The following is a 22,725-nucleotide window of genomic DNA, read 5'->3' on the forward strand; positions in this document are numbered from 1 at the left end:
CTCATGAATGACACTCGCCGGCGTCCTGTTCGTTCTGGTGATCCTGTCGGGCCTCGCCACGCTCGGCATGCTGTTCGCGGGCCTGATCAGCATGAGCCGCAACGTCGAGGGGACGGTCGAAGGCGGGCGGCGCAGCAACCGGCTGATGTGGTGGCGCGTGCGCCTACAGTTCCTGACGATCGTCCTCATTCTCCTGTGGTACCTGGCCAGCCGGAGCTGAACTGATGGCCGTCAAACTCACCCGCATCTACACGCGCGGCGGCGACGCAGGACAGACGTCGCTCGGCCGCGGCGAGCGCGTCGACAAGCACGATATCCGGGTCGAAGCCTATGGGACGGTCGACGAAACCAATTCCGTCATCGGCCTTGCCCGCAGCACCATCGCCCACACCATCCTGGGCGATCCCAGGCTTCCCGAAGCGGACGCCATGCTGGGCCGCATCCAGAACGACCTGTTCGACCTCGGCGCCGACCTCTGCACGCCCGAGGGCGAGAGCAAGCGCGGCGAGGGCGCCCTGCGCATCGTGGCGAGCCAGGTCGAGCGCCTCGAGAAGGAGATCGACGCCATGAACGCCGAGCTGGCGCCGCTCAACTCGTTCATCCTGCCCGGCGGCAGCGAAGTCGCCGCGCGGCTGCATCTCGCCCGTACGGTGTCCCGCCGCGCCGAGCGCTGCATGACGCGGCTCGCAGCCGAGCAGGCGATCAACCCGGAGGCGATCAAGTACATCAACCGCCTCTCCGATCACCTGTTCGTGCTGGCGCGGCGGCTCAACGACAATGGCGCGACGGACGTCCTGTGGGTGCCGGGCGGGGCAAGATAACGATGCATCAATGGTAATTCGCGAAGCAGAGGCGGCCGACTGGCCGGCTTGGCACCGGATGTGGCGAGCCAATTGCGCGCATTTCGAAGCATCGCTCCCGGTAGCGGAAAATGAAGAGTTGTGGCGCCGGATCATGGACCCGGACAATCCGGTGAGCGCGCTGGTGGGCGCAAGGCCCGGTGCCGAAAGCATGCTGGTTGGCTTCGCACACTACGTCCTCCATCCCCACACCTTCAGCAGTCGGATGGTTTGCTATCTTGAAGATCTCTGGGTCGAACCGTCTGCCCGTGGCGCCGGGGTAGGGAGAAAGTTGATCGATGCCTTGGTCGCGCGTGGCCGGGACCGCGGCTGGCGCCGGATATATTGGCATACCGAGGCCGACAATGTGGCGGCGCGCGCGCTGTACGATCGCGTCGCCCAGCTCACCCACCACGTCCGCTACGACATCGCTCTGCCATGACGGTGGTTGCCAGCCGGCGCTCCGACTGCTTGCTCATAGCTGCGTACCGGATGTGCCGTGGATGTCTGGCGGCGAGCGCCAGAGGCCCCAAGCTGTTGAAAGATCAAGGAAAAAGCTTCCACCCTGCGATTTTGTGCAGCGCGACATAGTCTTGACATGATCGGCTGAGGCCCCGTACACGAAAACCCCTTCGCCGGGCGGGAGGTCCGGCCGCAACTCACCAATAGGCGCAACGCGATGAAAGTGCTGGTCGCGGTCAAGCGGGTCATCGACTACAACGTCAAGATCCGCGTAAAGGCCGATAACACGGGTGTCGAGACGGCGAACGTCAAGATGTCCATGAACCCCTTCGACGAGATCGCCGTGGAAGAGGCGCTCCGCATGAAGGAGAAGGGGCTCGCGACCGAGGTCATCGCCTTTTCCGCAGGCCCCGCGCAGTGCCAGGAGACGATCCGCACCGCGCTTGCCATGGGCGCTGACCGCGGCATCCTCGTCCAGACCGATGCCGAACTGCAGCCGCTGGCCGTCGCCAAGCTCTTGAAGGCTGTCGTCGACAAGGAGCAGCCCGGCCTGGTGATCGTCGGCAAGCAGGCGATCGACGACGACTCCAACCAGACCGGCCAGATGCTGGCCGCCCTTCTCGGCTGGTCGCAGGGCACTTTCGCCAACAAGCTGCATGTCGCCGACGGCTCGGCCGAGGTGAAGCGCGAGGTCGACGGCGGGCTCGAGAACATCAAGATCAAGCTGCCGGCGGTGATCACCACCGACCTGCGCCTCAACGAGCCGCGCTACGCCTCGCTGCCGAACATCATGAAGGCCAAGAAGAAGCCGATCGAAGTCCTGGCGCCGGACGCGCTCGGTGTCGATGTGGCGCCGCGCATCAAGACGCTGAAGGTCGAGGAGCCGCCCAAGCGCAAGGCCGGCATCAAGGTGAAGACGGTCGCCGAACTGGTCGACAAGCTGCGCAACGAAGCGGGAGTGATCTGACATGGCCATCCTCGTTGTCGCCGCGCATGACGGCAAGACTGTCCGCGCCAACGTTGCCAACGCCGTCGCTGCCGCCTCCCAGATGGGTTCGGACGTGCACGTGCTGGTGGCCGGCAGCAATGCCGGCGAAGCCGCCAAGTCGGCCGCCGCCCTCCAGGGCGTGGCCAAGGTGCTTCAGGCCGAGGATGCGGCCTATGGCAACTGGCTGGCCGAGGATATCGCGCCGCTCGTGGTCAAGCTGGCGCCGAACTACAGCCACATCGTGATGGCCGCCGATTCGGTCGGCAAGAACGTCGCCCCGCGTGTCGCGGCCCTGCTCGACGTGGCGCAGATCTCCGAGGCCATCCAGGTCGTCTCGCCCGACACGTTCGTGCGGCCGATCTATGCCGGCAACGCCATGGCGACCGTGCAATCGGGCGACAAGATCAAGGTCGTGACGATCCGCCCGACCAACTTCAAGGCCGGCGCCGGCGGCGGTTCGGCCGCGGTCGAACAGATCGGCGGCACCGGTGCGACAGGCCTGTCGTCGTTCGTGGGGGCCGAGCTCTCCAAGAGCGAGCGGCCCGAACTCACCAGCGCCAAGATCGTCGTGTCCGGTGGACGTGGCCTGGCGAGCGGCGAGAACTTCAAGATGCTCGAGACCTTGGCCGACAAGCTGGGCGCTGGCCTCGGCGCCAGCCGCGCGGCGGTGGACGCGGGCTACGTCCCGAACGATTATCAGGTCGGGCAGACCGGCAAGGTGGTCGCCCCTGATCTCTACATTGCCATCGGCATTTCCGGCGCGATCCAGCATCTCGCCGGGATGAAGGACAGCAAGACCATCGTGGCGATCAACAAGGACGAGGAAGCGCCGATCTTCCAGGTGGCCGACTACGGCATCGTCGGCGATCTGTTCCAGATCGTTCCGGAGCTGACCGCCGCGGTCGAGAAGAAATAGTTCACCCGTTCCACGGGATAGTTAGAGGTACCCACCATGATCAAGCGCATCGGCGTCATCGGCGCCGGCCAGATGGGCAGCGGTATCGCCCATGTCTGCGCACTCAAGGGGTTCGATATCCGGCTCGCGGATGTCGATCAGGCGCATCTCGACAAGGGCATCGACGCCATCGGCCGCAACATGGACCGCCAGATCGGTCGCGGCATGATCCGGCCCGAGGACAAGGACCAGGCGTTGCGGCGTATCACGACCGCTGTCGACTACAAGGCGTTCGCCGATTGCGACCTGATCGTCGAGGCCGCGACCGAGAACGAGTCGGTGAAGCGCGAGATTTTCAAGAAAGTCTGCGTCGACCTGCCGGCGAACGTGCTGCTCGCCACAAACACCTCGTCGATCTCGGTCACCCGGCTTGCGTCGGTGACCGACCGCCCCGGCAAGTTCATGGGCATGCATTTCATGAACCCGGTCCCGTTGATGGGACTGGTCGAGCTGATCCGCGGCATCGCCACCGAGGAAGAGACCTTCCGTACGGTGCGCGAGGTGGTGGTCAAGCTCGACAAGAAGCCGGTCAATGCCGAGGACTTCCCGGCCTTCATCGTCAACCGCATCCTGCTGCCGATGATCAACGAGGCGGTCTACGCCCTCTACGAAGGCGTCGGCAATGTCGAGGCGATCGACACCGGCATGAAACTCGGCGCCAACCATCCGATGGGCCCGCTCGAGCTCGCCGACTTCATCGGCCTCGACACCTGCCTGTCGGTCATGCAGGTCCTGCACGAGGGCCTGGCCGATTCCAAGTACCGTCCATGTCCGCTCCTGGTGAAGTATGTCGAGGCCGGCTGGGTCGGCAAGAAGGTCAAGCGCGGCTTCTACGATTACTCCGGCGAGCGTCCCGTCCCGACACGATAGGTGAGCGGCCATGGCGCGGTTTCTTGTCGTCTTCGCAGTCGCTCTCGGCACCATCCTGGCGGCCATTCCCTTCAGCCCGGCCGAGGCGCAGTGGGTGTTCGTTGCCCGCAAGGCGCTGGGGCGGATTCATCAGATGACCGAGGGGCCGCAGAATGGCCGGCCGGGCTACGACTTCGCCACGGTCATCCTCGATGCGCCGGCGGCCAAGGTGTTCTCGACGGCGCTGGAAATGGCGCGCAAGAACACATCGGTCCGCATCCTGATGCACGATTCGGGGACGCGTCGCCTGCAGATCGCCGAGGGTGACCGCACCGCCACCCTGAATGTCGCTTCCTTCAACGACGATGTTTCCCAGCTCATGATCGCCGGCCATGCCGGTCCGGGCGAAGGCTCCACGTCGTCGATGGTCGTGCAGGCCGTGCTGCGCGTCTGCAAGGAAATGAACAAGCACTGCGAAGTCGGCAACTAGGCCGACAGACGCCTTTCGTCAGCTCTGGCTGGCGATGGCAGCCTTCATGAGGGCGACGCCCTCCGGCATGTCCCAGTCGGCGTCGCCTTCCAGGCGGCCCAGCTCCCGGCCTTGCGGATCGACCAGGATCGAGGTCGGCAGCAAGGTGACCCCAAGTCCCTGCATGGCCTTGCGGCCCGGGTCGAAGTAGATGCCGAGGTTGGTGAGTTTCTTGTCCTTGTAGAACGGCGCGACCTTGGGCTTGGTCGGCCCGTCGATCGACAGCGGCAGGATGATGAACTTGTCCTGAGGGAACATCGCCTGGAGCCGGTCGAGGCTCGGCATCTCCTTGACGCAGGGTACACACCACGTCGCCCAGAAATTGATCAGCAGGGCGCGCCCGCGGAATTCGGCGAAGCGCAGCGGCTTGTCATTGGCATCCTGGAACGCGATATCCGGCAGCGGCTTGGGCGTCTTTGCCTTTTCGAACAGTCGCATGTCCCCCGACGCCTGCGCGGGGAGCGCAAGGGCCGCCACCGCTCCGGCGAGGCCGCCGGAGAGAATGTACCTCCGGCCGGGGAGGAAATTAGGGTCGGGATATGTCATAAGCCGCGTTCCTACAGGATCAATGGCTCGAATTCATGGCACGAAAGAACACGACTGCGCGAGTAGTGAAGAGCCGCTCCAACACGATGTGGGGCGGCCGTTACAAGCTCGGCCCGGCGGAAATCATGGAGCGGATCAACGCTTCCATCGGTTTCGACCGGCGGCTGTACGCGCAGGACATCGCGGGCTCGCTGGCGCATGCCGACATGCTGGTGGCCCAGGGCATCCTCACGGCCAAGGACGGCCGCGCCATCAGGCGCGGGCTGCTCCAGGTGCGCGCGGAGATCGAGAGCGGCCGCTTCAAGTTCTCGACCAAGCTCGAGGACATCCATTTCAATGTCGAGGCGCGGCTGACCGAGCTGATCGGCCAGGCCGGCGGCCGGCTGCACACCGCGCGCTCGCGCAACGACCAGGTGGCGCTCGACGTCCGGCTGTGGGTACGCGACACCATCGACCGCCTGGAGCCGATGCTGGCCGATCTGCAGGCCGCGTTGATCGACCGCGCCGAGGAATATGCCGCCACCATCATGCCGGGCTTCACGCACCTGCAGACGGCGCAGCCCATCACCTTCGGCCATCATCTCATGGCCTATGTCGAGATGTTCGGGCGTGACCGCAGCCGGCTCGCCGACTGCCGCGTGCGCCTGAACGAGTCGCCGCTGGGCGCCGCAGCGCTTGCCGGCTCGCCGCACCCCATCGATCCCCGGCACACCGCCAGGGCGCTGGGCTTCGACCGGCCGATGGCGAACTCGCTCGATGCCGTCTCGGACCGCGACTATGTGGTCGAATTCATCGCCGCGGCCTCGCTCGCGGCAGTCCATCTGTCGCGACTGTCGGAAGAGATCGTGATCTGGTGCTCGGCGCCGTTCCGCTTCATTGCGCTCTCGGACGCCTTCACCACCGGCAGCTCGATCATGCCGCAGAAGCGCAACCCGGACGCCGCCGAGCTGACGCGCGGCAAGACCGGCCGTATCGTCGGCGCCTTCGTGGCCCTCTGCACCATGCTGAAGGGCCTGCCGCTCACCTACGGCAAGGACATGCAGGAGGACAAGGAGCCGCTGTTCGACGCCGCCGACTCCCTGGAACTCGGCATCGCCGCGATGGCCGGGATGGTGCGCGACCTCAAGGCCAACCCGGCGCGCATGCGTGCCGTCGCCTCGGCCGACTATTCGGTGGCGACGGATCTCGCCGACTGGCTGGTCCGCGAGGTCGGCTTGCCGTTCCGCCAGGCCCACCACGTCACCGGCCGCCTCGTCGGCATCGCCGCCGACAAGGGCGTCGACCTCGACAAGCTCTCGCTCGCTGAGATGCGGGCCGTCGAGTCCCGGATCGATCGCAGTGTCTATCGCGTGCTCACGGTCGAGGCCTCGGTCAAGGCGCGCAAGAGTCTGGGCGGCACGGCGCCGGCCAATGTGGCGCGCGCCGTCAAGGAAGCGCGGCGCCGTTTTCCGGGGCGCACCAAGGGATCGCGGCGATGAGCTTCTTCGAGTATCGCAACGGCGAGATGCACGCCGAAGGCGTGACGCTTGCCGCCATCGCGGCCCAGGTCGGCACGCCCTTCTACTGCTATTCCGCCGGCGCGCTGCGCGCGGGATGGCGCGAATTCGCCGACGGCATCAAGGGCATGAAGGCCCCCCACAAGGTTGGCGTCTGCTATGCCATGAAGGCCAACAGCAACCTCGCCGTCATCCGCGTCTTCGCCGAGATGGGCGCCGGCGCAGACATCGTCTCGGTGGGCGAGATGCGCCGCGCTCTCGCGGCCGGCATCCCGGCCAGTCGCATCATCTATTCCGGCGTCGGCAAGAAGGCCTCGGAGCTCATGGAGGCCCTGCAGGCCAAAGTCGGCCAGATCAATGTCGAGAGCACGGCCGAACTCGAGACTCTGAACGCCGTCGCGGGTCAGCTCGGCGTCCGGGCCGACATCACCATTCGCGTCAATCCCGACGTCGATGCCGGCACGCATGCCAAGATCACCACGGGCCGCAAGGAGAACAAGTTCGGCATCGACATCGACCTCGCGCGCGAGGCCTTTGCGCTGGCCGGCCGGCTGCCCAACCTCAAGGTCGTTGGGGTGGCGATGCACATCGGCTCGCAGCTCACCTCGCTCGAGCCCTACCGCGCCGCAATCGTGCGGGTGCGCGAGCTGATCGGCCAGTTGCGCGCCGACGGCCACCGCATCGACCGCTTCGATATCGGTGGTGGCCTGGGGATTGTTTATGCCGACGAGAAGCCGCCCTCGATCGCCGAATTCATGGCCGTGGTCGCCCGGGAAACGGCCGGGCTCGGCTGCGAGCTCACCTTCGAGCCTGGCCGGCGCCTGGTCGGCGAATCCGGCGTCCTGGTGAGCGAGGTCATCCTCGTGAAGCCCGGTGCGGCAAAGACTTTCGTCATCGTCGACGCCGCCATGAACGATCTCATCCGGCCGACCCTCTATGAGGCCTGGCACGACATCCTGCCGGTCCGCGAAGCCCGTCAAGATGCCGCCACGATCCGCTGCGACATTGTCGGTCCGATCTGCGAATCGGGCGATTTCCTGGCACAGAACCGTGATCTGCCCCCGCTGGCTGCCGGAGACCTCGTCATGATACGCTCGGCCGGGGCCTACGGGGCGGTCATGGCTTCCAGCTACAACACCCGCCCCCTGGCTCCGGAAGTGATGGTCGATGGCACGCGATTTGCGGTCATTAGGCCCAGGCCGACGATCGACGAGATGCTCCGGGCCGAGCGGTTCCCGCCCTGGATGGAGCCTGTAAAAGCGTAACGAAAGGACGGCGATGGACGCCAGCCAGACCCCCACGATCGAAGCGCCCGGCTTGCGGCGCAAGATCAGTGTGGCGTGGATGGCGCTCGCCTGGGAAGGCCTCTGGCCTCGCCTGGTGCCGATCCTGGCCTATGCGGCCCTGTTCGTGGCGGCCGCCCACCTCGACCTCTTCGCCGGCCTCGAGCCTTGGACTCATACCGGCCTGCTGGCGCTGCTGGCGCTCGCGCTGGGCGGGCTCGGCTGGTGGGAGCTGCGGGATTTTGCCTGGCCCGCGCGGGAAGACGCGATCCGCCGGCTCGAGCGCGACAGCGGCGTGCCGCACCGGCCGCTGGTGGCCGTGCAGGATCGCCTCGCTGCCGGCCAGGACGATCCGATGGCCGCCGCCCTGTGGGACGCCCATCGCCGCCGCGAGGTCGAGCGCCTGGCTGGCCTCGGCAACAGGCCGGCCCATCCCGGCCTTGCCAGGCTCGATACCTGGGCGCTTCGCCTGGTGCCGGTGCTGCTGCTGATCGTGGCGGTCGCGAGCGCGGGCGGCTGGCGGGCCGACCGCATGACCGCCGCCTTCACGCCGGCCTTTCCGCCGCCGCCGCCGGTGGTCGCCAATCTGTGGATCGCGCCGCCGGCCTACACCGGCAGGCCGCCGATCTATCTCGACGTCAACGATCGCGACAAGGTTCTGCGGGTGCCGGTCGGCAGCAAGCTGGCCGGTTTCGTCGACGACGTGCGCGGCCGCAAGCCGCCGCTGCTCGCGATCGACGGCAAGACGACCGAATTCACCACCGTCGGCAAGGGCAAGTACCAGGTCGAGCAGGTCATCACCGAGGGCAAGCAGATCGCGCTTCAGGCGCGCGGCGACGAACAGGCCCGTTGGAAGCTGCACGTCATTCCCGACCTGGCGCCGACCATCGAATTCTCCCGCCCGATCGGCGTCGACAAGTGGTCGACCAAGATCGAGTACATCGCCGGCGACGATTTCGGCGTGAAGGGTGTCCAACTCCAGATCCGGCTGCACGGCAGCGTGCTGGGCGACGATGCGCTCAGCAGCGACGAGGAGCCGGAAGTCCTGCGCATCGACCTGCCGGTCGCCGGCAACACCAGGAAGGTGTCGGATACTTTCATCCGCGACCTCACCAGCCATCCGTGGGCCGGCCTCAAGGTCACGGTGATGCTGTTTGCCACCGATGCCATCGACCAGAAGGGCCGGAGCGCCGTCGAGACCTTCCTGCTGCCCGAGCGTGTGTTCAACGATCCGACGGCGCGGGCGCTGATCGTTCTGCGCAAGGCGTTGACGCGCGACCCCAAGGGCTATCGCGCCGATGTGACCGACGGCATGCGCATGATCCAGGTCAAGCCGGAAAGCTATCGTGACGATCCGGTCGTCCAGCTCGGACTTCGCATCGGCGCGGCGCGCCTCGCCCAGAACGGCGACAAGGAGAACATCACCGAGACCCAGAAGCTGCTCTGGGATCTCGCCATGCGCCTCGAGAGCGGCGCCACGTCCGAGGCCGAGCAGGCGCTCGAACAGGCGCGGCAGGAGCTGCGCGACGCCATGCAGCGCAATGCTGGCGACGAGGAGATCGAGCGCCTGATCCAGCAGCTCTACGACGCCATGGCCCGCTGGCAGCGCGAGCTCGCCGAGAAGATGAAGGATCCGGACGAACGCCGCCGCATGCAGGAGCAGGCGGAGAAGATGGATCCCAACAACACCATCACCGGCGACGACCTGCAGAAGATGCTCGACAAGATTCGCGAGATGGCGAAGAACGGCGACCGCGAGGGAGCCAAGCGGCTGCTCGAAGAGCTGCGCAAGATGATGGAAAACGCCACGCCGATGATGGCCCAGCCCGGCCAGCAGCGCCAACCCGGCCAGCAGCGCGGCCAGCAGGGCCAGGGCAATCAGCAGGGCCGCGAGATGATGAACCAGCTCGACCGGTTGTCGCGCCGCCAGAACCAGCTTCTGGGCGAGTCCGAGCGCGAGGGCCGCCAGCAGGGGCAGCAGGGACAACGCGGCCAGCAGGGACAGCGTGGCCAGCAGGGTCAGCAAGGCCAACAGGGCCAGCAGCCGGGCCAGGGACAGCCTGGGCAGGGCCAGGGCCAGCCAGGTGAAGGCCAGTGGGGCGAGCAGCAGCGCGGCCAGCAGGAAGGCCTGCGCCGCCAGCTCGGCGACCTCATGCGCCGCCTCGACGAGAACGGCATGCCGATGCCCGAGGCGCTGGGCCGGGCCGAGCGCTCGATGCGCGAGGCTGAGGAAGCGCTGCGCCGCGGCGATCCACGCGAGGCGTCGCGCTCGCAGCGGCGCGCCCTCGACAATCTGCAGCAGGGCATGGGCGACATGGCCGACCAGATGCGCCAGCGCGGGCCGGGCAACAGCCAGGATCTTGCCGAGATCGAGGAGCGCGAACGCAAGGGCGAGGATCGCGATCCGCTCGGCCGTTCCGACGGCAACTACGGCGATGCGGTCGATACCGGCACCGACAAGATCCCGCTCGAGCTGGAGCGCCAGCGCAGCCGCGAGATCCTCGACGAACTGCGCCGCCGCGCCGGCGAACAGCTGCGGCCGAAGGAAGAACTCGACTACATCGATCGTCTGCTGAAGACGTACTAGCGTCGTTCGATCAAGGATCCCTCGCTACGCTCGGGATGACACGAGTAGGCCGGGGTGATCAGCCTTTGTCATCCCGAGCGTAGCGAGGGATCCTTTCTCGGCGTTCGAGATGGTGCAGGTGGCCCGTTAGCCTGTCTTCTCCACCACACCGATATACGGCAGGCCGCGGAAGCGGTGGGCCCAGTCGAGTCCGTAACCCACGAGAAACTCGTCGCCGGCCTGGAAGCCGACGAAATCGGCCACCAGCGTGGTGCGCCGCTTGCCCGGCTTGTCGAGCAGCGTGCAGACCCAGACCCGGTGCGCGTTGCGCTCGAGCAGAAGCTTCTTGGCGAAACTGAGGGTCAGTCCCGATTCCAGGATATCGTCGACCAGCAGGACGTCGCGGTTGCGCACGTCGTCGACGATGTCGCGCACGATCCGCACGCTGCCGCTGGTCTCGGTGGCGCTGCCGTAGCTGGAGAGGGTGAGGAAATCCATCGACCAGTCGGCGCCGGCCAGGCTGAGCGCGCGGATGAGGTCGGCGGCGAACACGAAGCTGCCCTTCAGCACCGAGACCACCAGCGTGTCGGCCGGAAGCTTGGCCGCGAGCTCGCCGGCCATGACGTCGACGCGGGCGGCGATCTCGGCGGCGGAAAAGCGGATCGAGACGGTGGGACGGTTGGGCATGGCGGACTCGTTATTCGATGGCGGGCACGATCTCGGTGGTGCCGGAAGGCGGATCGTCGAGCGTCTGGCGAAAGCTCACCCGCCCGCCCGGCCCGATCGGGCCATGGACCATCGGGTAGGCGCGTTCGCCCAGCACGTCGTTGTCCTTCCGGAAGGTCAGTTTCAGTCGGCTGGTCGACCCCGGCGCGCGGCCGGTATTGATGACGTCGCCCTGCACGACATAGCGGCCGTCGACCAGCTCGACCTTGCTGTTGTCGAGGTCGATCTCGAGTCGCGCCTGGCTGGCCGGGGCGGGGCGGGCCGTCGTCGACGGTCCGAACAGGGAGCGAAGCGTGTCGAGACTGAGGATCGGGCGCCATTCGGCCGGCAGCCGCTCCCGGATCTCGCCGCGCCAGGCATAGGCGGCAACGCTCAACAGCAGGAACAGGACGAGGGCGCCCAGCAGCCACTGGCCCCACGGGCTTTTCGGGCGCGGTCGCGTCAGCGCCGGCAGGCCCGCGCCTGGGGCTTGGGGGCGGATCACGAAATCCGGCACGGATTGCGCCCGCGGCGCGGCGGGCGAGGAGGCCGCGGGTGCGGCCTCGGGCTTCGCGAACCAGCGATGGCTGCATCGAGCGCACTGGACGGTGCGTCCGCCCTCGCCGAGCGCCGCCGGATCGACGGCGTACCGGGCGCCGCAGTTTGAACAAGTGACGTGCATGATGAGTGGGGAAGTTCCCCTAGATGTGCTTGCGGGCGGACGTTAGGCCACTAAAACTGGCCTTACAAGCAACACGGTTCCCTCGCGCCCCCGTTTCATGTTCCATCCCGCTTCCTCCCTCGATCATGGCGCCGTCACGGTGAGACGGCCGTGATCGGTCTTGGCATCCGTTCGTTTCTCTTCAATGTCGGCTGGTATGTCGGGTCGACCGTGATCGCCATCGTCGGCGCGCCGATCCTGCTGCTGCCGCGCCGTCGGGTGATCGCCTGGTCGCATTTCTGGATCGCCTTCTGTCTCGGCTGGCTGCGGCTCACCTGTCGCCTCACGCATCGCCTGGGTGGTCTCGAGAACATGCCGGCGGGTCCCGTCATCATCGCGGCCAAGCATCAGTCGACGTGGGAGACGCTGGCCTTCGCCCTGCTGTTTCCAAATGCCGCAATCATCCTGAAGCGCGAGCTGTTGTTCATTCCCGTTGTCGGCTGGGCGATGGCGCGGGCCGGCCACATCGGTGTCGAGCGCGGCGACGGCGCCAAGGCGCTGCGTAGCCTGGTGAAGCAAACAAAGGCAGCACTGGCCGACGGCCGCTCCATCCTGATTTTCCCGGAGGGCACACGCACACCTGTTGGGGCGCAGCCGCCCTATCAAGTCGGCACGGCCGCGCTCTATCGCCAGCTCGGCGTGCCGGTCGTGCCGGTGGCCCTCAATTCGGGCGTCTTCTGGGGGCGGCGGAAATTCATCAAGTGGCCGGGCGTCATCGACGTCGAGGTATTGCCAGAAATCCCGCCGGGCCTCGATCGCAAGACTTTCATGGAGACGCTGCGGGAGCGCATCGAGGGGGCGACGGCGAAGCTCGTTCAAGACCCGAAACGCCGGCCCTAGCGGGCAAGCTCCGTCTCGGCCCACCGAGCAAATTCCTGCAGTTCCGAAAGCAACTGCTCTGCCTCGTCTTTGCGCAAGAGCCGCACCCCGTACTGCACGGTGTCTTTTGAATCGACTATTCGCCGTAGGCGCCTGGCCTGGGCGACGGGAAGGGCATTGCCCAAGGCATCTCTTAGGAGTTTGTGAATACCCTCATGATCGCGTTGGTTTACCTGTCCCAATCGCATCGCCGTTATCGCATCTGCGTAGGCGATGGCGGCTTTGACGATTTGGGACGCAATCGGGTTGCCGAGGGAAGTTGCGTCGGCGAGCGTCGCTTCGTCCTGAGCTGCCTTTAGATATGCCTTGGCGATGGCCAGCCTGCGATTTCCATAATCCTTGTCTACGGGTTTGGAGGGGCCTGTCCGCGTCACGTAGCCATCGCTTTGTCGTTGGCCCGTACGAGGCGCGTCAACAAGAGGTCAGGAGAGTCTCCCAGGATCGTCATCGCGTCACTTCGGAGATTTGTCCAGAACGGGTCGCTTTGGCTGGAAAGCTGGATGACATCCTTTGTGCCAAGGGTGACCACGGAAGCATGAAAGACTAATTCCTCTTCCGCGGGCAGAAGCGCCTCACGGACCAGACGTTCAACGCTTGCCACGGCTTCGGGAGAAGCAACGAGGGCAATATCCAGATCGCTGTCGGGGCGGTCCTGGCGGCGAGCGACGCTGCCGTAAATCCAAGCTGCCATGAGCTGAGGACGACAAGCTTCGGCCGCCTCGCGCACTTTGCCTACGATCGAGGCAAAGCGGTTCTCCTCTTCTCGGAAGAGTTCGACAAGGACCTGCGAGAGCGGGTGTGAACGTCGCCGGCGATAAAGACGTGTGCGCCCCGAGCCCAAGCTACGAATTACTCCCATTTCTTCCAAGGCGCGCAGGCTCAACTGAACGGCGCGCGTAGAAAGCCCGGTGCTCACGCAAAGAGACGGAGCGGACAATTCTCCCCCGTGCCGTACCAGCTCGCGTAACGTCTTGACGTTCGCGACCGAGCCGAGAACCCGGGTCAAGGGGAAGCGAAGGGCACTTTGCTTGGGACTATTCATAGAGAACTAATAAGTGGTTTAGAGATACAATTTTATCAATAGAGATAATATATTTCTATAAGAACAAAAGAAGAACTGTTGATATCTATCGAGCCGACGCCTAACTTCATCTGATGGAATGGGCGCCGGTCTCCCAGCGTATCTGGGACATGAAATATCGCTTCCGCGACACCACAGGACAGGCCGACGCCGACCTGGAGGCCACATGGTGGCGGGTGGCGCGCGCGCTTGCCGTGCCGGAGCGCGACCCGGAGCTCTGGGCCGGGCGGTTCCACGACGCGCTGTCCGGCTTCAAGTTCCTGCCGGCCGGCCGGGTGATCGCAGGCGCCGGCACGGGCCGCACGGTCACGCTCTTCAACTGCTTCGTCATGGGAACGATCGGCGACGACATGTCGTCGATCTTCGAGAACCTGCGCGAAGCAGCACTCACCATGCAGCAGGGTGGCGGCATCGGGCACGATTTCTCGACGCTGCGGCCGCAGGGCGCGCCGGTGAAGGGCGTCGGTGCCGATGCCTCCGGTCCGCTGTCGTTCATGGATGTGTGGGACGCGATGTGCCGCACCATCATGAGCGCGGGCTCGCGCCGCGGCGCCATGATGGCGACGCTGCGCTGCGACCATCCCGACATCGAAGCCTTCGTCGATGCCAAGCGCGACTCGGCACGCCTGCGCATGTTCAATGTCTCCGTGCTGGTCACCGATGCCTTCATGAAGGCGGTCAAGGACGATGCCGACTGGAACCTCGTGTTCGGCGGCAAGACCTTCAAGACGGTGAAGGCGAAGGCGCTGTGGGAGCGCATCATGCGCGCCACCTACGACGTTGCCGAACCTGGCGTGATCTTCATCGATCGCATCAACCGGCGGAACAATCTCCACTATTGCGAAACGATCCAGGCGACCAATCCCTGCGGGGAGCAGCCGTTGCCTCCCTACGGCGCCTGTCTGTTGGGTTCGATCAATCTCGCGGCGCTGGTGAAGAATCCGTTCACCCCGCAAGCGATGCTCGACATGGACGCGCTGGAACGGCTGGTGCCGGTTGCCGTGCGCATGCTCGACAACGTGGTCGACGTGTCGCGCTTTCCCCTGCCGCAGCAGGACAAGGAGGCCAAGGCCAAGCGCCGCATCGGGCTCGGGGTCACGGGCCTGGCCGACGCGCTGATCTTCTGCGGCGTGCGCTATGGCTCGCCCGAGGCGGTTCGTCTCACGCGCGACTGGCTGGGCGCGGTCCAGCGCTTCTCCTATCTCGCCTCGGCGGATATCGCGGCGGAAAAGGGCAGCTTCGAACTCTACGATCGCACCAGGTACCTGGCCGGTGAGACGATCCGCGGCCTGCCCGAGGACGTGCGCACCGCCATCGGCCGCTACGGCATCCGCAACGCGCTGCTGAACTCGATCGCGCCTACCGGCACGATCTCGCTGCTGGCCGACAACGTCTCCTCGGGCATCGAGCCGGTCTTCGCCTTCGGCTACGTGCGCCATGTGCTGCAGCCCGACGGCAGCAAGCGCGAGGAGAGCGTGGAAGATCACGCCTTCCGCGTCTGGCGCGATCTCAAGGGCAACGAGGCGCCGCCGTCGGACGTGTTCGTCGATGCCCAGACGCTCTCGCCCGCCGATCATCTCGCCATGCAGGCAGCAGCCCAGGATTACGTCGACAGCTCGATCTCCAAGACCATCAACCTGCCGCGCGACATCTCCTTCGAGGCCTTCAAGGGCGTCTACGAGGAGGCCTATGCGCAGGGCTGCAAGGGCTGCACGACTTACAGGCCGAACGACGTGACCGGAGCTGTTCTGGAAGTGAGGCCCGCGGAAATGCCGCGTGCCGTGCCGGCGCTTGTTCCGGCCTCTTCACGTGACAGGGGGCGTGAAGACGGCGTGGTCTATATCGCCCAGCCGCTCGACCGGCCGGAGGACCTGCCGGGCCGCACCTACAAGATCAAATGGCCGGGCAGCGACCACGCCATCTACATCACCATCAACGACGTGATGCAGGACGGCCGCCGCCGGCCGTTCGAGATCTTCATCAACTCCAAGAACATGGAGCATTACGCCTGGACCGTGGCGCTGACGCGCATGATCTCGGCGGTGTTCCGCCGGGGCGGTGATGTCTCGTTCGTGGTCGAGGAACTGAAGGCGGTGTTCGATCCGCGCGGCGGCCAGTGGATGGAGGGCCGCTACGTGCCCTCACTGCTGGCAGCGATCGGCGGCGTGATCGAGCGCCACCTGATCGAGATCGGGTTCCTGAGCCCCGCCGACGCGCCGCTGCTCGCCGAGGCGGCCGACCAGCGGGTCCGGCTGGCGGCCGGCGCCCGCGAACCGTCAGGCGGCGGTGCCACGACAATGGGGCAATGCCCGAACTGCGGCGCCGCCTCGCTCACGCACCAGGAAGGCTGCGACGTCTGCCTCAACTGCGGCTACTCGCGCTGCGGCTAATAGAGATTGACGTCATTGCTAGCGTTTTTATATGCGCCATTCCGTGTCCCACGGCGGATCGTGTCTCAGCTGGACTTTGTGAGGATTGACAAGGTGTTAGCCGTTGCGCCGGACGCTTCCGCCGACGTGAGCCGGTGTCCCATCGACTCGTCCGCTTTCAGCCCAGTTCGAGCGAGATTCCGGCAGACTTGCTGACCCCCGCCCACAGCGTGGCGAAGTCGCCGACGAAGGCGGTGTATTCGGCCGGTGTCATCGGGTTGTCGCCGGGCAGCAGCACCACTTCCTTGAAGCGCTCCACGACCTCCGGCGCCTTATAAGCCTTCTGCAACTCGTCGTAGAGCCTGGCGACGACGTCCGGCGACATGCCCTTGGGGCCCGAGACGCCGACCCAGGTCGAGGTCGTGAGCTTCGGAAAGCCCTGCTCGGCGAAGGTCGGGGCGTTGGGATACATGTCGATGCGCTTGTCCGAGCTGATGGCTAGCAGGCGGACCTTGCCGGCGTTGATGTGCGGCACGTTGGTGGTGATCGGATCGAACATCGAGGGAATGGTGCCCGCCAGCATGTCCTGCAGCGACGGCGCCGAGCCGCGGTAGGGGACGTGCTTCAGCTTGATGCCGGCCAGGCTGGACAGCAATTCGCCCATCAGATGGGTGTTGGAGCCGATGCCCGAACTGCCGAAGGCGATCTGGTCGGGCTTGGCCTTGGTGGCGGCGATGTAGTCGGCCAGCGTCTTGTAGGGCGAGTCGCCCGGCACGATCAGGACGTTCGGTGTATGGCCGATCAGGGTGACATGGGTGAAGTCGGTGACCACGTTGTAGGGCAGCTTTGGGTAGATTCCGGGCGCGATGCCCAGCGGCGAGGCATGGGAGATGACCAGCGTGTAGCCGTCGGGGACCGCCTTGGCGGCGAGGTCCGAGCCGATCGTGCCGCCGGCGCCGGGGCGGTTCTCGACCACGACCTGGGTACCGAGGGCTGCCGAGAGCTTGGGCGCCAGGATGCGCGAAATCGTGTCCGCCGTGCCACCGGGCGGGAAGGTGGCGATCAGCTTGATCGGCGCCTTGGTCGGCCAGCCGGCACTGGCCCTGACCGCCGGCGCGGCGAGCGCTGATCCAAGCGTGGCGGTGGAGGCGGCGAGGACGGTGCGGCGGGTCAATTTCATGATGGACTCCCGGTCAGGGGCGCCGGTTGCTGGCGCGTTGTGTCCAATGCCGCAGCAATGGATGTGCCAGCCGGGTGATTCGGCCCTTGATTTGCCATATGAGTGACCGCAAATCCTCGGCCGGACACGGAGACAGGCGGATGATGTGGCGTAGACTTCTGGCGGCGACGATCCTGATCGGAGCGGCGGCGATGGCCGCATCGCCGGGGGCCGTCGCGCAACCCCTGCCGAATTCGCGCAGCGACCTCGCCTATTCCTATGCTCCGCTGGTCAAGCGTGTGTCGCCGGCCGTCGTCAATATCTACACAACGACGACGGCGCGGGTGCCGCGCCGCCTGCCGTTCCCGTTTCCCGGCATGCCGCAGGCCGGCGAGCGGGTGCAGAACTCGTTGGGCTCGGGCGTCGTGGTCCGGCCCGATGGACTGATCGTGACCAATGCCCATGTGGTCAAGGGCGCCGACGAGGTCCGGGTCGTGCTGGCCGACCGGCGCGAGTTCGAGGCCAAGGTGCTCACCCAGGACGAACGCTACGACCTGGCGCTGCTGCGGATCGACGGGGCCGGCGAGAAGTTTCCCTTCCTCGAGATGCGCGATTCGGACTCGATCGAGGTCGGCGATGTCGTGCTGGCGATCGGCAATCCGTTCGGCCTCAACCAGACGGTGACCAGTGGCATCGTCTCCGCCGTCGCGCGCAGCGCCGGCGGCATCAACGACTCGAACTTCTTCCTGCAGACCGATGCCGCCATCAATCCGGGCAATTCCGGCGGCGCCCTGGTGAGCCTGGACGGACGGCTGATCGGCATCAACACGGCCATCTATTCGCAGTCCGGCGGATCGGTCGGCATCGGCTTCGCCACGCCGTCGAACATCGTGGCGCGCATGGTCGCCATCGGCGAACAGGGCGGCCGCATCGTGCGGCCGTGGCTGGGGGCCAGCATGCAGCGCGTGACGCCCGACCTCGCCGCCGGCTTCGGCCTCGCGCGGCCGGCCGGCCTGGTGGTCAAGGAGGTCTTCGCCGAGGGGCCTGGTGCGGCTGCGGGGCTCAAGCGCAATGACGTGATCGTGGCGTTGCGTGACCAGCCGATCGACGACGAGGCGAGCCTCAGGTTCCGGCTTTCCACGCTCCAGGTCGATGAGACGGTGGCGGTGCGCGTCATCCGTGCGGGCAAGGAGGTGACCATCCAGCTGAAGCTGGCGGCTCCGCCCGAGATCCCGGCGCGCGAACGCTCGGCGCTCGACGGCCGCCAGCCGCTCTCCGGCGCCACCGTGGTCAACATGTCGCCCGCAGTCGCCGAGGAGATGGGCCTCGCCGAGTGGCGGCCGGGCGTGGCCGTCGTCGAGGTCAAGCCGGGCGCCTACGCCGGCCGTTTTGTCCGGCCGGGCGACATGATCCTGGCGACCAACGGCCAGGACTTGAAGAGCGTCGCCGACCTCAAGAAGCGCATTGCCGCCGGGATCACCAGCGTCTCGATCGGCCGTGAAGGCATGGTATCCACCATCCAGTTCCGCTGAGGCGTGGTCGCGTTGGCCATGCTAGCGTTCGGTCGTGCCGGCTGAACTCTTCGCCTCGCTCGCCCCGACGCCCCTTGCCGAACGCCTGCGGCCGCGGGCGCTCGCCGAGATTCTCGGCCAGGACCATCTGCTCGGGCCGGAAGGTCCACTCGGCCGCATGCTGGCGGCGCGCAAGCTCAGCTCGCTGATCCTGTGGGGGCCGCCGGGCTGCGGCAAGACGACGATCGCCCGTCTGCTCGCCGAGGCGACCGACCTGCATTTCGAGCCTTTGTCGGCGGTGTTCTCCGGTGTCGCCGACCTGCGCAAGATATTCGAGGCGGCACGCCAGCGCCGCAAGGACGGCAAGGGCACGCTGCTGTTCGTCGATGAGATCCACCGCTTCAATCGCGCCCAGCAGGACGGCTTTCTGCCTTATGTCGAGGATGGCACCGTCACCCTGATCGGGGCGACCACGGAGAATCCGTCCTTCGAGCTCAATGCCGCGCTTCTGTCGCGCTGCCAGGTGCTGGTGCTGCGCCGTCTCGACGAGGCGGCGCTCGAAACCCTGCTGGCGCGGGTCGAGCAGGCCTTGGGTCGCCAGCTCCCGATCGACGAGACCGGGCGGCAGGCGTTGTTTGCCATGGCCGACGGCGACGGCCGCTACCTGATCGGGCTGGCCGAGCAGCTCGCCCAGCTGAAGGAGAAGGGGCCGCTGGCACCGGCCAGGTTGGCGACGCTGCTGCAGAAGCGCGCGCCGCTCTACGACAAGGCGCAGGAAGCGCACTACAACCTGATCAGCGCGTTGCACAAGTCGCTGCGCGGCTCCGACGTCGATGCGGCGCTCTACTGGTTCGCCCGCATGCTGGATGGCGGCGAGGACCCGAAATACATCGCCCGTCGTCTGGTCCGCTTCGCCGTGGAAGACATCGGCATGGCCGATCCGCAGGCGCTCACCCAGACACTCGCGGCGTGGGACACCTACGATCGTCTCGGCTCGCCCGAGGGCGAGCTCGCCATCGCCCAGGCGGTGATCTATCTCGGCACGGCGCCGAAATCGAATGCCGGCTATGTCGCCTACGGCGCCGCCAAGCGGGCCGCCAAGGCGCATGGCTCGCTCACACCGCCGATGCACATCCTGAACGCGCCGACCAAGCTCATGAAGGACATCGGTTACGGCCAGGGCTACGAGTACGACCACAACGCCACCGACGGCTTCTCCGGGCAGAACTACTTTCCCGACGGCATGGCGCGCGAGGAATTTTATAAGCCGGTCGAGCGCGGCTTCGAGCGCGAGATCGTGAAGCGTCTCGACTATTGGAAGAAGCTTCGCGAGAAAAAGCGCTGAGCCCTCAGGGCTTCGGCATCGCCTTCACGACCAGACGATCGCGGCCATAGACGTCGTCGCGGAATGTCGCCGCGCCGGCCGCGTCGGCCGCTACCGTGCGATAGGTGACGTAGAGCGTGACCGGCTCGGGAAACGAGTAGTGCGCCTGCTGGCCGGAATCGATGACCTGCCGCACGCGCTCCTTGCTGAAATTGTTCTTGCCGTTGAAGACCTTCTCGACGAAGTCGAGCGGATTGAGCAGGCGAATGCAGCCATGGCTGAAATTGCGGCTGCCCTCGGTGAACAGCCAGCGGCTGGCGGTATCGTGCATGTAGATCCCGTACTTGTTGCTGAACGGGAAGAAGATGTAGCCGAGCGCGTTGGTAGCGCCGGAATCCTGCCGGATGCGGTAGGGGAACGCCTTGGGATGGATCGAATGCCAGTCCACCGTGTTCGGGTCGAGTTCCGTGTCGTCGCTCCAGTTCGCGAAGATGCGGAAGCTGCCGCCGGTCAGCGCATTGGGATCGCGGCGCAGCAGCGGGAGGTATTCCTCTCCGGCGATCGACTGCGGCACGGTCCAGTAGGGGTTGGTCTGGAAGCCGCGCATCACCGATTGAATCTCGGGTGTGGGGTCCTTGGGCGTGCCGACGATCACCAGGCTCTGGAAGGCCACCTTGCCAGCGTCAACGAACATCATCGAATAGTCGCCGGCATTGACGAATACGTAGCGGCTGCCGAGATCCTCGGGCAGCCAGCGCCGGCGTTCCAGGTTGGCAATGATCTGGCCAATGCGTTCGTCGATCGTGGTGTTGAGCGAGCGGACCGTCTTGGCGCCGATGACACCATCGACCGTGAGGCCCTTGGTCTCCTGGTAGGACTTCACGACCGCGGCCAGCGCCTCGTCGTACTGGTCGGCCACCGGGCCGGGATCGGGCAGTGTGAGCTCGAGCTCGGCCAGACGCTTGCGCAGCAGCGGCACGCGGGTATCGATCATGCCGGGCTTGAGGGCGACGCCATCGGGCAGGGGCGTGAAGGCTGCCTTGGCGCGCTTGTCGCGCCAGATGGCGAGGGCCTTCTGCAATCCGGGATAGTCGCCCTTGGGCGGCAGGGAGGCGAGGTAGGCGGCAAAGTCGGTCGCCTCGCTCGCCGCTTTCAGCAGGTCCGCTCGCTCGACCTTCCGCTGGTCGATCGAGATTTCCTTGTCGATGCGGTTGGCCCGCACGCGACCTGTCGACACGTCGCTGGCGTAGGACACGAACGCCGCAGTCAGAAGCGCCTCGGCCACCGCGGGGTCGGCACCCGGCGCGGCCGCCTTTTCGATCTCGGCAAGGCTGTACCAAGCCGGGTCAAGCCCGTGATCGGAAGAGGCACGGATGGCGCTGATAAGCGCCGCCGTACGGGCGGTTGCCGCCCGGGATCCAATCCACAGCGAGTCGCTGGCATGGGAGGAAAGCGGACCGAACGCGGACGCTGCGAATGCCAGGAAACCGGCGAGAAAAGGACGGCGAATCACGCTTCTTCTATAGCCGGAAACTTCCGATTCGTCCACGGAGCGGCGAAATCATGGGCCGCGAGGAAGCCGAGCAGGTCCGCCGTTGCCCGTTGCTTCAGCTCCGGCGTGCCGCCGCCGGCCCGGGCGCCCCGGGTGACGCAGTGCTGCCGCGCCCAGGCCTGGTATTCAGGCTCGCTCATCGCCCGTCCGGCCGCCGGGATAAAGTGAGTGCCGTCGTCCTCGATGACGTTTCGGCAGCACGACCAGTTTTCGGCATCCTTGATGTCGAAGACCGGCCCGATCGATTCCCAGCCATGGTGCGCGTTGCCGTAGACTTTGACCTTGATGCGACCGTTGCCGGCGGCGCGCATGCGCTCGGCATATTCGACGGCGAGCGGAGCGGGGGTGTAGTCGTCGCGCGCAGCCAGCATGAAGAACATCGGCCGCCCGTGTGTCGTCGGGTCTCGGTGCTGGGCGGTGGCGCCGGGGCAGATTGCCACATGAAGGTCGAACAGGTGGGGAAAGTCGCCGCGCCAACGCTGGCGGACGGCGATGGCGGCATTGAGGGTCGCCACGCCGCCCTTGGAGACGCCCATGATGCCGATCCGCCGCGGGTCGATGCGGGAGTCGTCACGCAGAAGGGCAAGAGCTGCGAAGGCATCGCCCTCCATCTGCGCGCCGGAAACCAGGGTCTGGTCGGCCACGGTGCGGCGCACGCCGCGACCGGTGAAGCTGTCGATGATCAGTGCCGCCGTCCCGGCCTCGTTGAGGACCTCCGCGTAGTAGTGCTCGCGGTGGCGTTGCACGCCGGCGCTGCTGGTCAGGATCACCATGCAGGGGGCCGGGCGCTCGCCGGGAGCCGGCAGGTGCAGGCTGGCGCTCAGTTGCGCCGGCCGGCAGGCCGCAGGGTGATCGAACGTCAGTGTGTGGAACGACACCGATTCCATGGACCCTGTTTAGCTTGTCCCTTA

At 66.2% G+C, this 22,725-nt stretch carries 22 protein-coding genes; 14 read left to right on the forward strand and 8 right to left on the reverse strand.

Going from position 1 to position 22,725, the window contains the following annotated elements; translation table 11 throughout:
- Positions 1–7: 7 nt before the first annotated feature.
- The 7 genes from EPO55_RS07135 (at position 8) to EPO55_RS07165 (ending at position 4,583) form a co-directional block, all read left to right on the forward strand.
- Positions 8–220: an HIG1 domain-containing protein gene (locus tag EPO55_RS07135; protein WP_296335896.1), complete on the forward strand. Its 213-nt coding sequence runs from the start codon at positions 8–10 to the stop codon at positions 218–220.
- Positions 221–224: 4 nt separating this feature from the next.
- Positions 225–821 (forward strand): cob(I)yrinic acid a,c-diamide adenosyltransferase, encoded by a 597-nt coding sequence (locus tag EPO55_RS07140; RefSeq protein WP_296335897.1) that lies wholly within the window; start codon positions 225–227, stop codon positions 819–821.
- Between the two features lie 10 nt (positions 822–831).
- Positions 832–1,281, forward strand: a complete 450-nt coding sequence (locus EPO55_RS07145) for a GNAT family N-acetyltransferase (RefSeq protein ID WP_296335898.1) — start codon at positions 832–834, stop codon at positions 1,279–1,281.
- A 237-nt stretch (positions 1,282–1,518) separates the two neighbouring features.
- A complete protein-coding gene (locus tag EPO55_RS07150) occupies positions 1,519–2,268 on the forward strand; it encodes an electron transfer flavoprotein subunit beta/FixA family protein (RefSeq protein ID WP_296335899.1) in 750 nt (249 codons plus the stop codon).
- 1 nt (position 2,269) lies between these two features.
- Positions 2,270–3,205: an FAD-binding protein gene (locus tag EPO55_RS07155; protein WP_296335900.1), complete on the forward strand. Its 936-nt coding sequence runs from the start codon at positions 2,270–2,272 to the stop codon at positions 3,203–3,205.
- Between the two features lie 36 nt (positions 3,206–3,241).
- Positions 3,242–4,114, forward strand: a complete 873-nt coding sequence (locus EPO55_RS07160) for a 3-hydroxybutyryl-CoA dehydrogenase (RefSeq protein WP_296335901.1) — start codon at positions 3,242–3,244, stop codon at positions 4,112–4,114.
- A gap of 10 nt (positions 4,115–4,124) precedes the next feature.
- Positions 4,125–4,583: a hypothetical protein gene (locus EPO55_RS07165; protein WP_296335902.1), complete on the forward strand. Its 459-nt coding sequence runs from the start codon at positions 4,125–4,127 to the stop codon at positions 4,581–4,583.
- An 18-nt stretch (positions 4,584–4,601) separates the two neighbouring features.
- On the opposite strand, the gene EPO55_RS07170 is transcribed toward EPO55_RS07165, so the two are convergent.
- Positions 4,602–5,060, reverse strand: coding sequence for a TlpA disulfide reductase family protein (locus EPO55_RS07170; protein ID WP_296335904.1), 459 nt, complete (start codon positions 5,058–5,060; stop codon positions 4,602–4,604).
- A gap of 143 nt (positions 5,061–5,203) precedes the next feature.
- Here EPO55_RS07170 and argH point away from each other — a divergent pair, with 143 nt between their 5' ends.
- From argH to EPO55_RS07185, 3 genes are read left to right on the forward strand one after another with little or no spacing between them, the layout of a single operon-like run.
- Positions 5,204–6,646, forward strand: a complete 1,443-nt coding sequence (gene argH, locus EPO55_RS07175; RefSeq protein WP_296335905.1) for an argininosuccinate lyase — start codon at positions 5,204–5,206, stop codon at positions 6,644–6,646.
- Complete coding sequence (gene lysA, locus EPO55_RS07180) at positions 6,643–7,929, forward strand: diaminopimelate decarboxylase (protein ID WP_296335906.1); 1,287 nt, start codon at positions 6,643–6,645, stop codon at positions 7,927–7,929. The genes argH and lysA overlap by 4 nt, the downstream gene beginning before the upstream one ends.
- 13 nt (positions 7,930–7,942) lie before the next feature.
- Positions 7,943–10,534, forward strand: a complete 2,592-nt coding sequence (locus tag EPO55_RS07185; RefSeq protein WP_296335908.1) for a TIGR02302 family protein — start codon at positions 7,943–7,945, stop codon at positions 10,532–10,534.
- 126 nt (positions 10,535–10,660) lie between these two features.
- Here the strand turns inward: EPO55_RS07185 and hpt are convergent, their stop codons facing one another.
- The gene (hpt, locus tag EPO55_RS07190; RefSeq protein ID WP_296335909.1) at positions 10,661–11,200 is read right to left on the reverse strand and encodes a hypoxanthine phosphoribosyltransferase; all 540 of its coding nucleotides are present in this window, start codon (positions 11,198–11,200) and stop codon (positions 10,661–10,663) included.
- 10 nt (positions 11,201–11,210) lie between these two features.
- Positions 11,211–11,900: a zinc-ribbon domain-containing protein gene (locus EPO55_RS07195; protein WP_296335910.1), complete on the reverse strand. Its 690-nt coding sequence runs from the start codon at positions 11,898–11,900 to the stop codon at positions 11,211–11,213.
- 150 nt (positions 11,901–12,050) lie between these two features.
- Between EPO55_RS07195 and EPO55_RS07200 the strand changes: the two genes are divergently transcribed.
- Positions 12,051–12,779 (forward strand): lysophospholipid acyltransferase family protein, encoded by a 729-nt coding sequence (locus EPO55_RS07200; RefSeq protein ID WP_296335911.1) that lies wholly within the window; start codon positions 12,051–12,053, stop codon positions 12,777–12,779.
- Here the strand turns inward: EPO55_RS07200 and EPO55_RS07205 are convergent.
- Together EPO55_RS07205 and EPO55_RS07210 are read right to left on the reverse strand one after the other, a co-directional pair.
- A complete protein-coding gene (locus EPO55_RS07205; RefSeq protein ID WP_296335912.1) occupies positions 12,776–13,192 on the reverse strand; it encodes a hypothetical protein in 417 nt (138 codons plus the stop codon). The genes EPO55_RS07200 and EPO55_RS07205 overlap by 4 nt on opposite strands.
- Complete coding sequence (locus tag EPO55_RS07210) at positions 13,189–13,860, reverse strand: nucleotidyltransferase domain-containing protein (RefSeq protein ID WP_296335913.1); 672 nt, start codon at positions 13,858–13,860, stop codon at positions 13,189–13,191. Before EPO55_RS07210 ends, EPO55_RS07205 begins: the two co-directional genes overlap by 4 nt.
- Positions 13,861–13,973: 113 nt before the next feature.
- Between EPO55_RS07210 and EPO55_RS07215 the strand changes: the two genes are divergently transcribed.
- A complete protein-coding gene (locus tag EPO55_RS07215) occupies positions 13,974–16,289 on the forward strand; it encodes an adenosylcobalamin-dependent ribonucleoside-diphosphate reductase (protein WP_296335914.1) in 2,316 nt (771 codons plus the stop codon).
- Between the two features lie 157 nt (positions 16,290–16,446).
- Here the strand turns inward: EPO55_RS07215 and EPO55_RS07220 are convergent, their stop codons facing one another.
- Positions 16,447–17,448, reverse strand: coding sequence for a tripartite tricarboxylate transporter substrate binding protein (locus EPO55_RS07220; RefSeq protein WP_296335916.1), 1,002 nt, complete (start codon positions 17,446–17,448; stop codon positions 16,447–16,449).
- Positions 17,449–17,588: 140 nt separating this feature from the next.
- Between EPO55_RS07220 and EPO55_RS07225 the strand changes: the two genes are divergently transcribed.
- Positions 17,589–18,959, forward strand: a complete 1,371-nt coding sequence (locus EPO55_RS07225; RefSeq protein WP_296335917.1) for a Do family serine endopeptidase — start codon at positions 17,589–17,591, stop codon at positions 18,957–18,959.
- Between the two features lie 34 nt (positions 18,960–18,993).
- Entirely contained in the window at positions 18,994–20,283 is a 1,290-nt protein-coding gene (locus EPO55_RS07230) for a replication-associated recombination protein A (protein WP_296335918.1), read from the forward strand.
- A 4-nt stretch (positions 20,284–20,287) separates the two neighbouring features.
- Here EPO55_RS07230 and EPO55_RS07235 read toward each other — a convergent pair whose 3' ends face one another.
- Together EPO55_RS07235 and EPO55_RS07240 are read right to left on the reverse strand one after the other, a co-directional pair.
- On the reverse strand, positions 20,288–21,775 hold the full coding sequence (locus tag EPO55_RS07235) for a L,D-transpeptidase family protein (protein WP_296335919.1): 1,488 nt from the start codon (positions 21,773–21,775) through the stop codon (positions 20,288–20,290).
- Complete coding sequence (locus EPO55_RS07240) at positions 21,772–22,701, reverse strand: dienelactone hydrolase family protein (RefSeq protein WP_296335920.1); 930 nt, start codon at positions 22,699–22,701, stop codon at positions 21,772–21,774. Before EPO55_RS07240 ends, EPO55_RS07235 begins: the two co-directional genes overlap by 4 nt.
- Positions 22,702–22,725 lie beyond the last annotated feature (24 nt).

Source organism: Reyranella sp. (assembly GCF_004296935.1).
In the GTDB taxonomy this organism is placed as follows: domain Bacteria; phylum Pseudomonadota; class Alphaproteobacteria; order Reyranellales; family Reyranellaceae; genus Reyranella.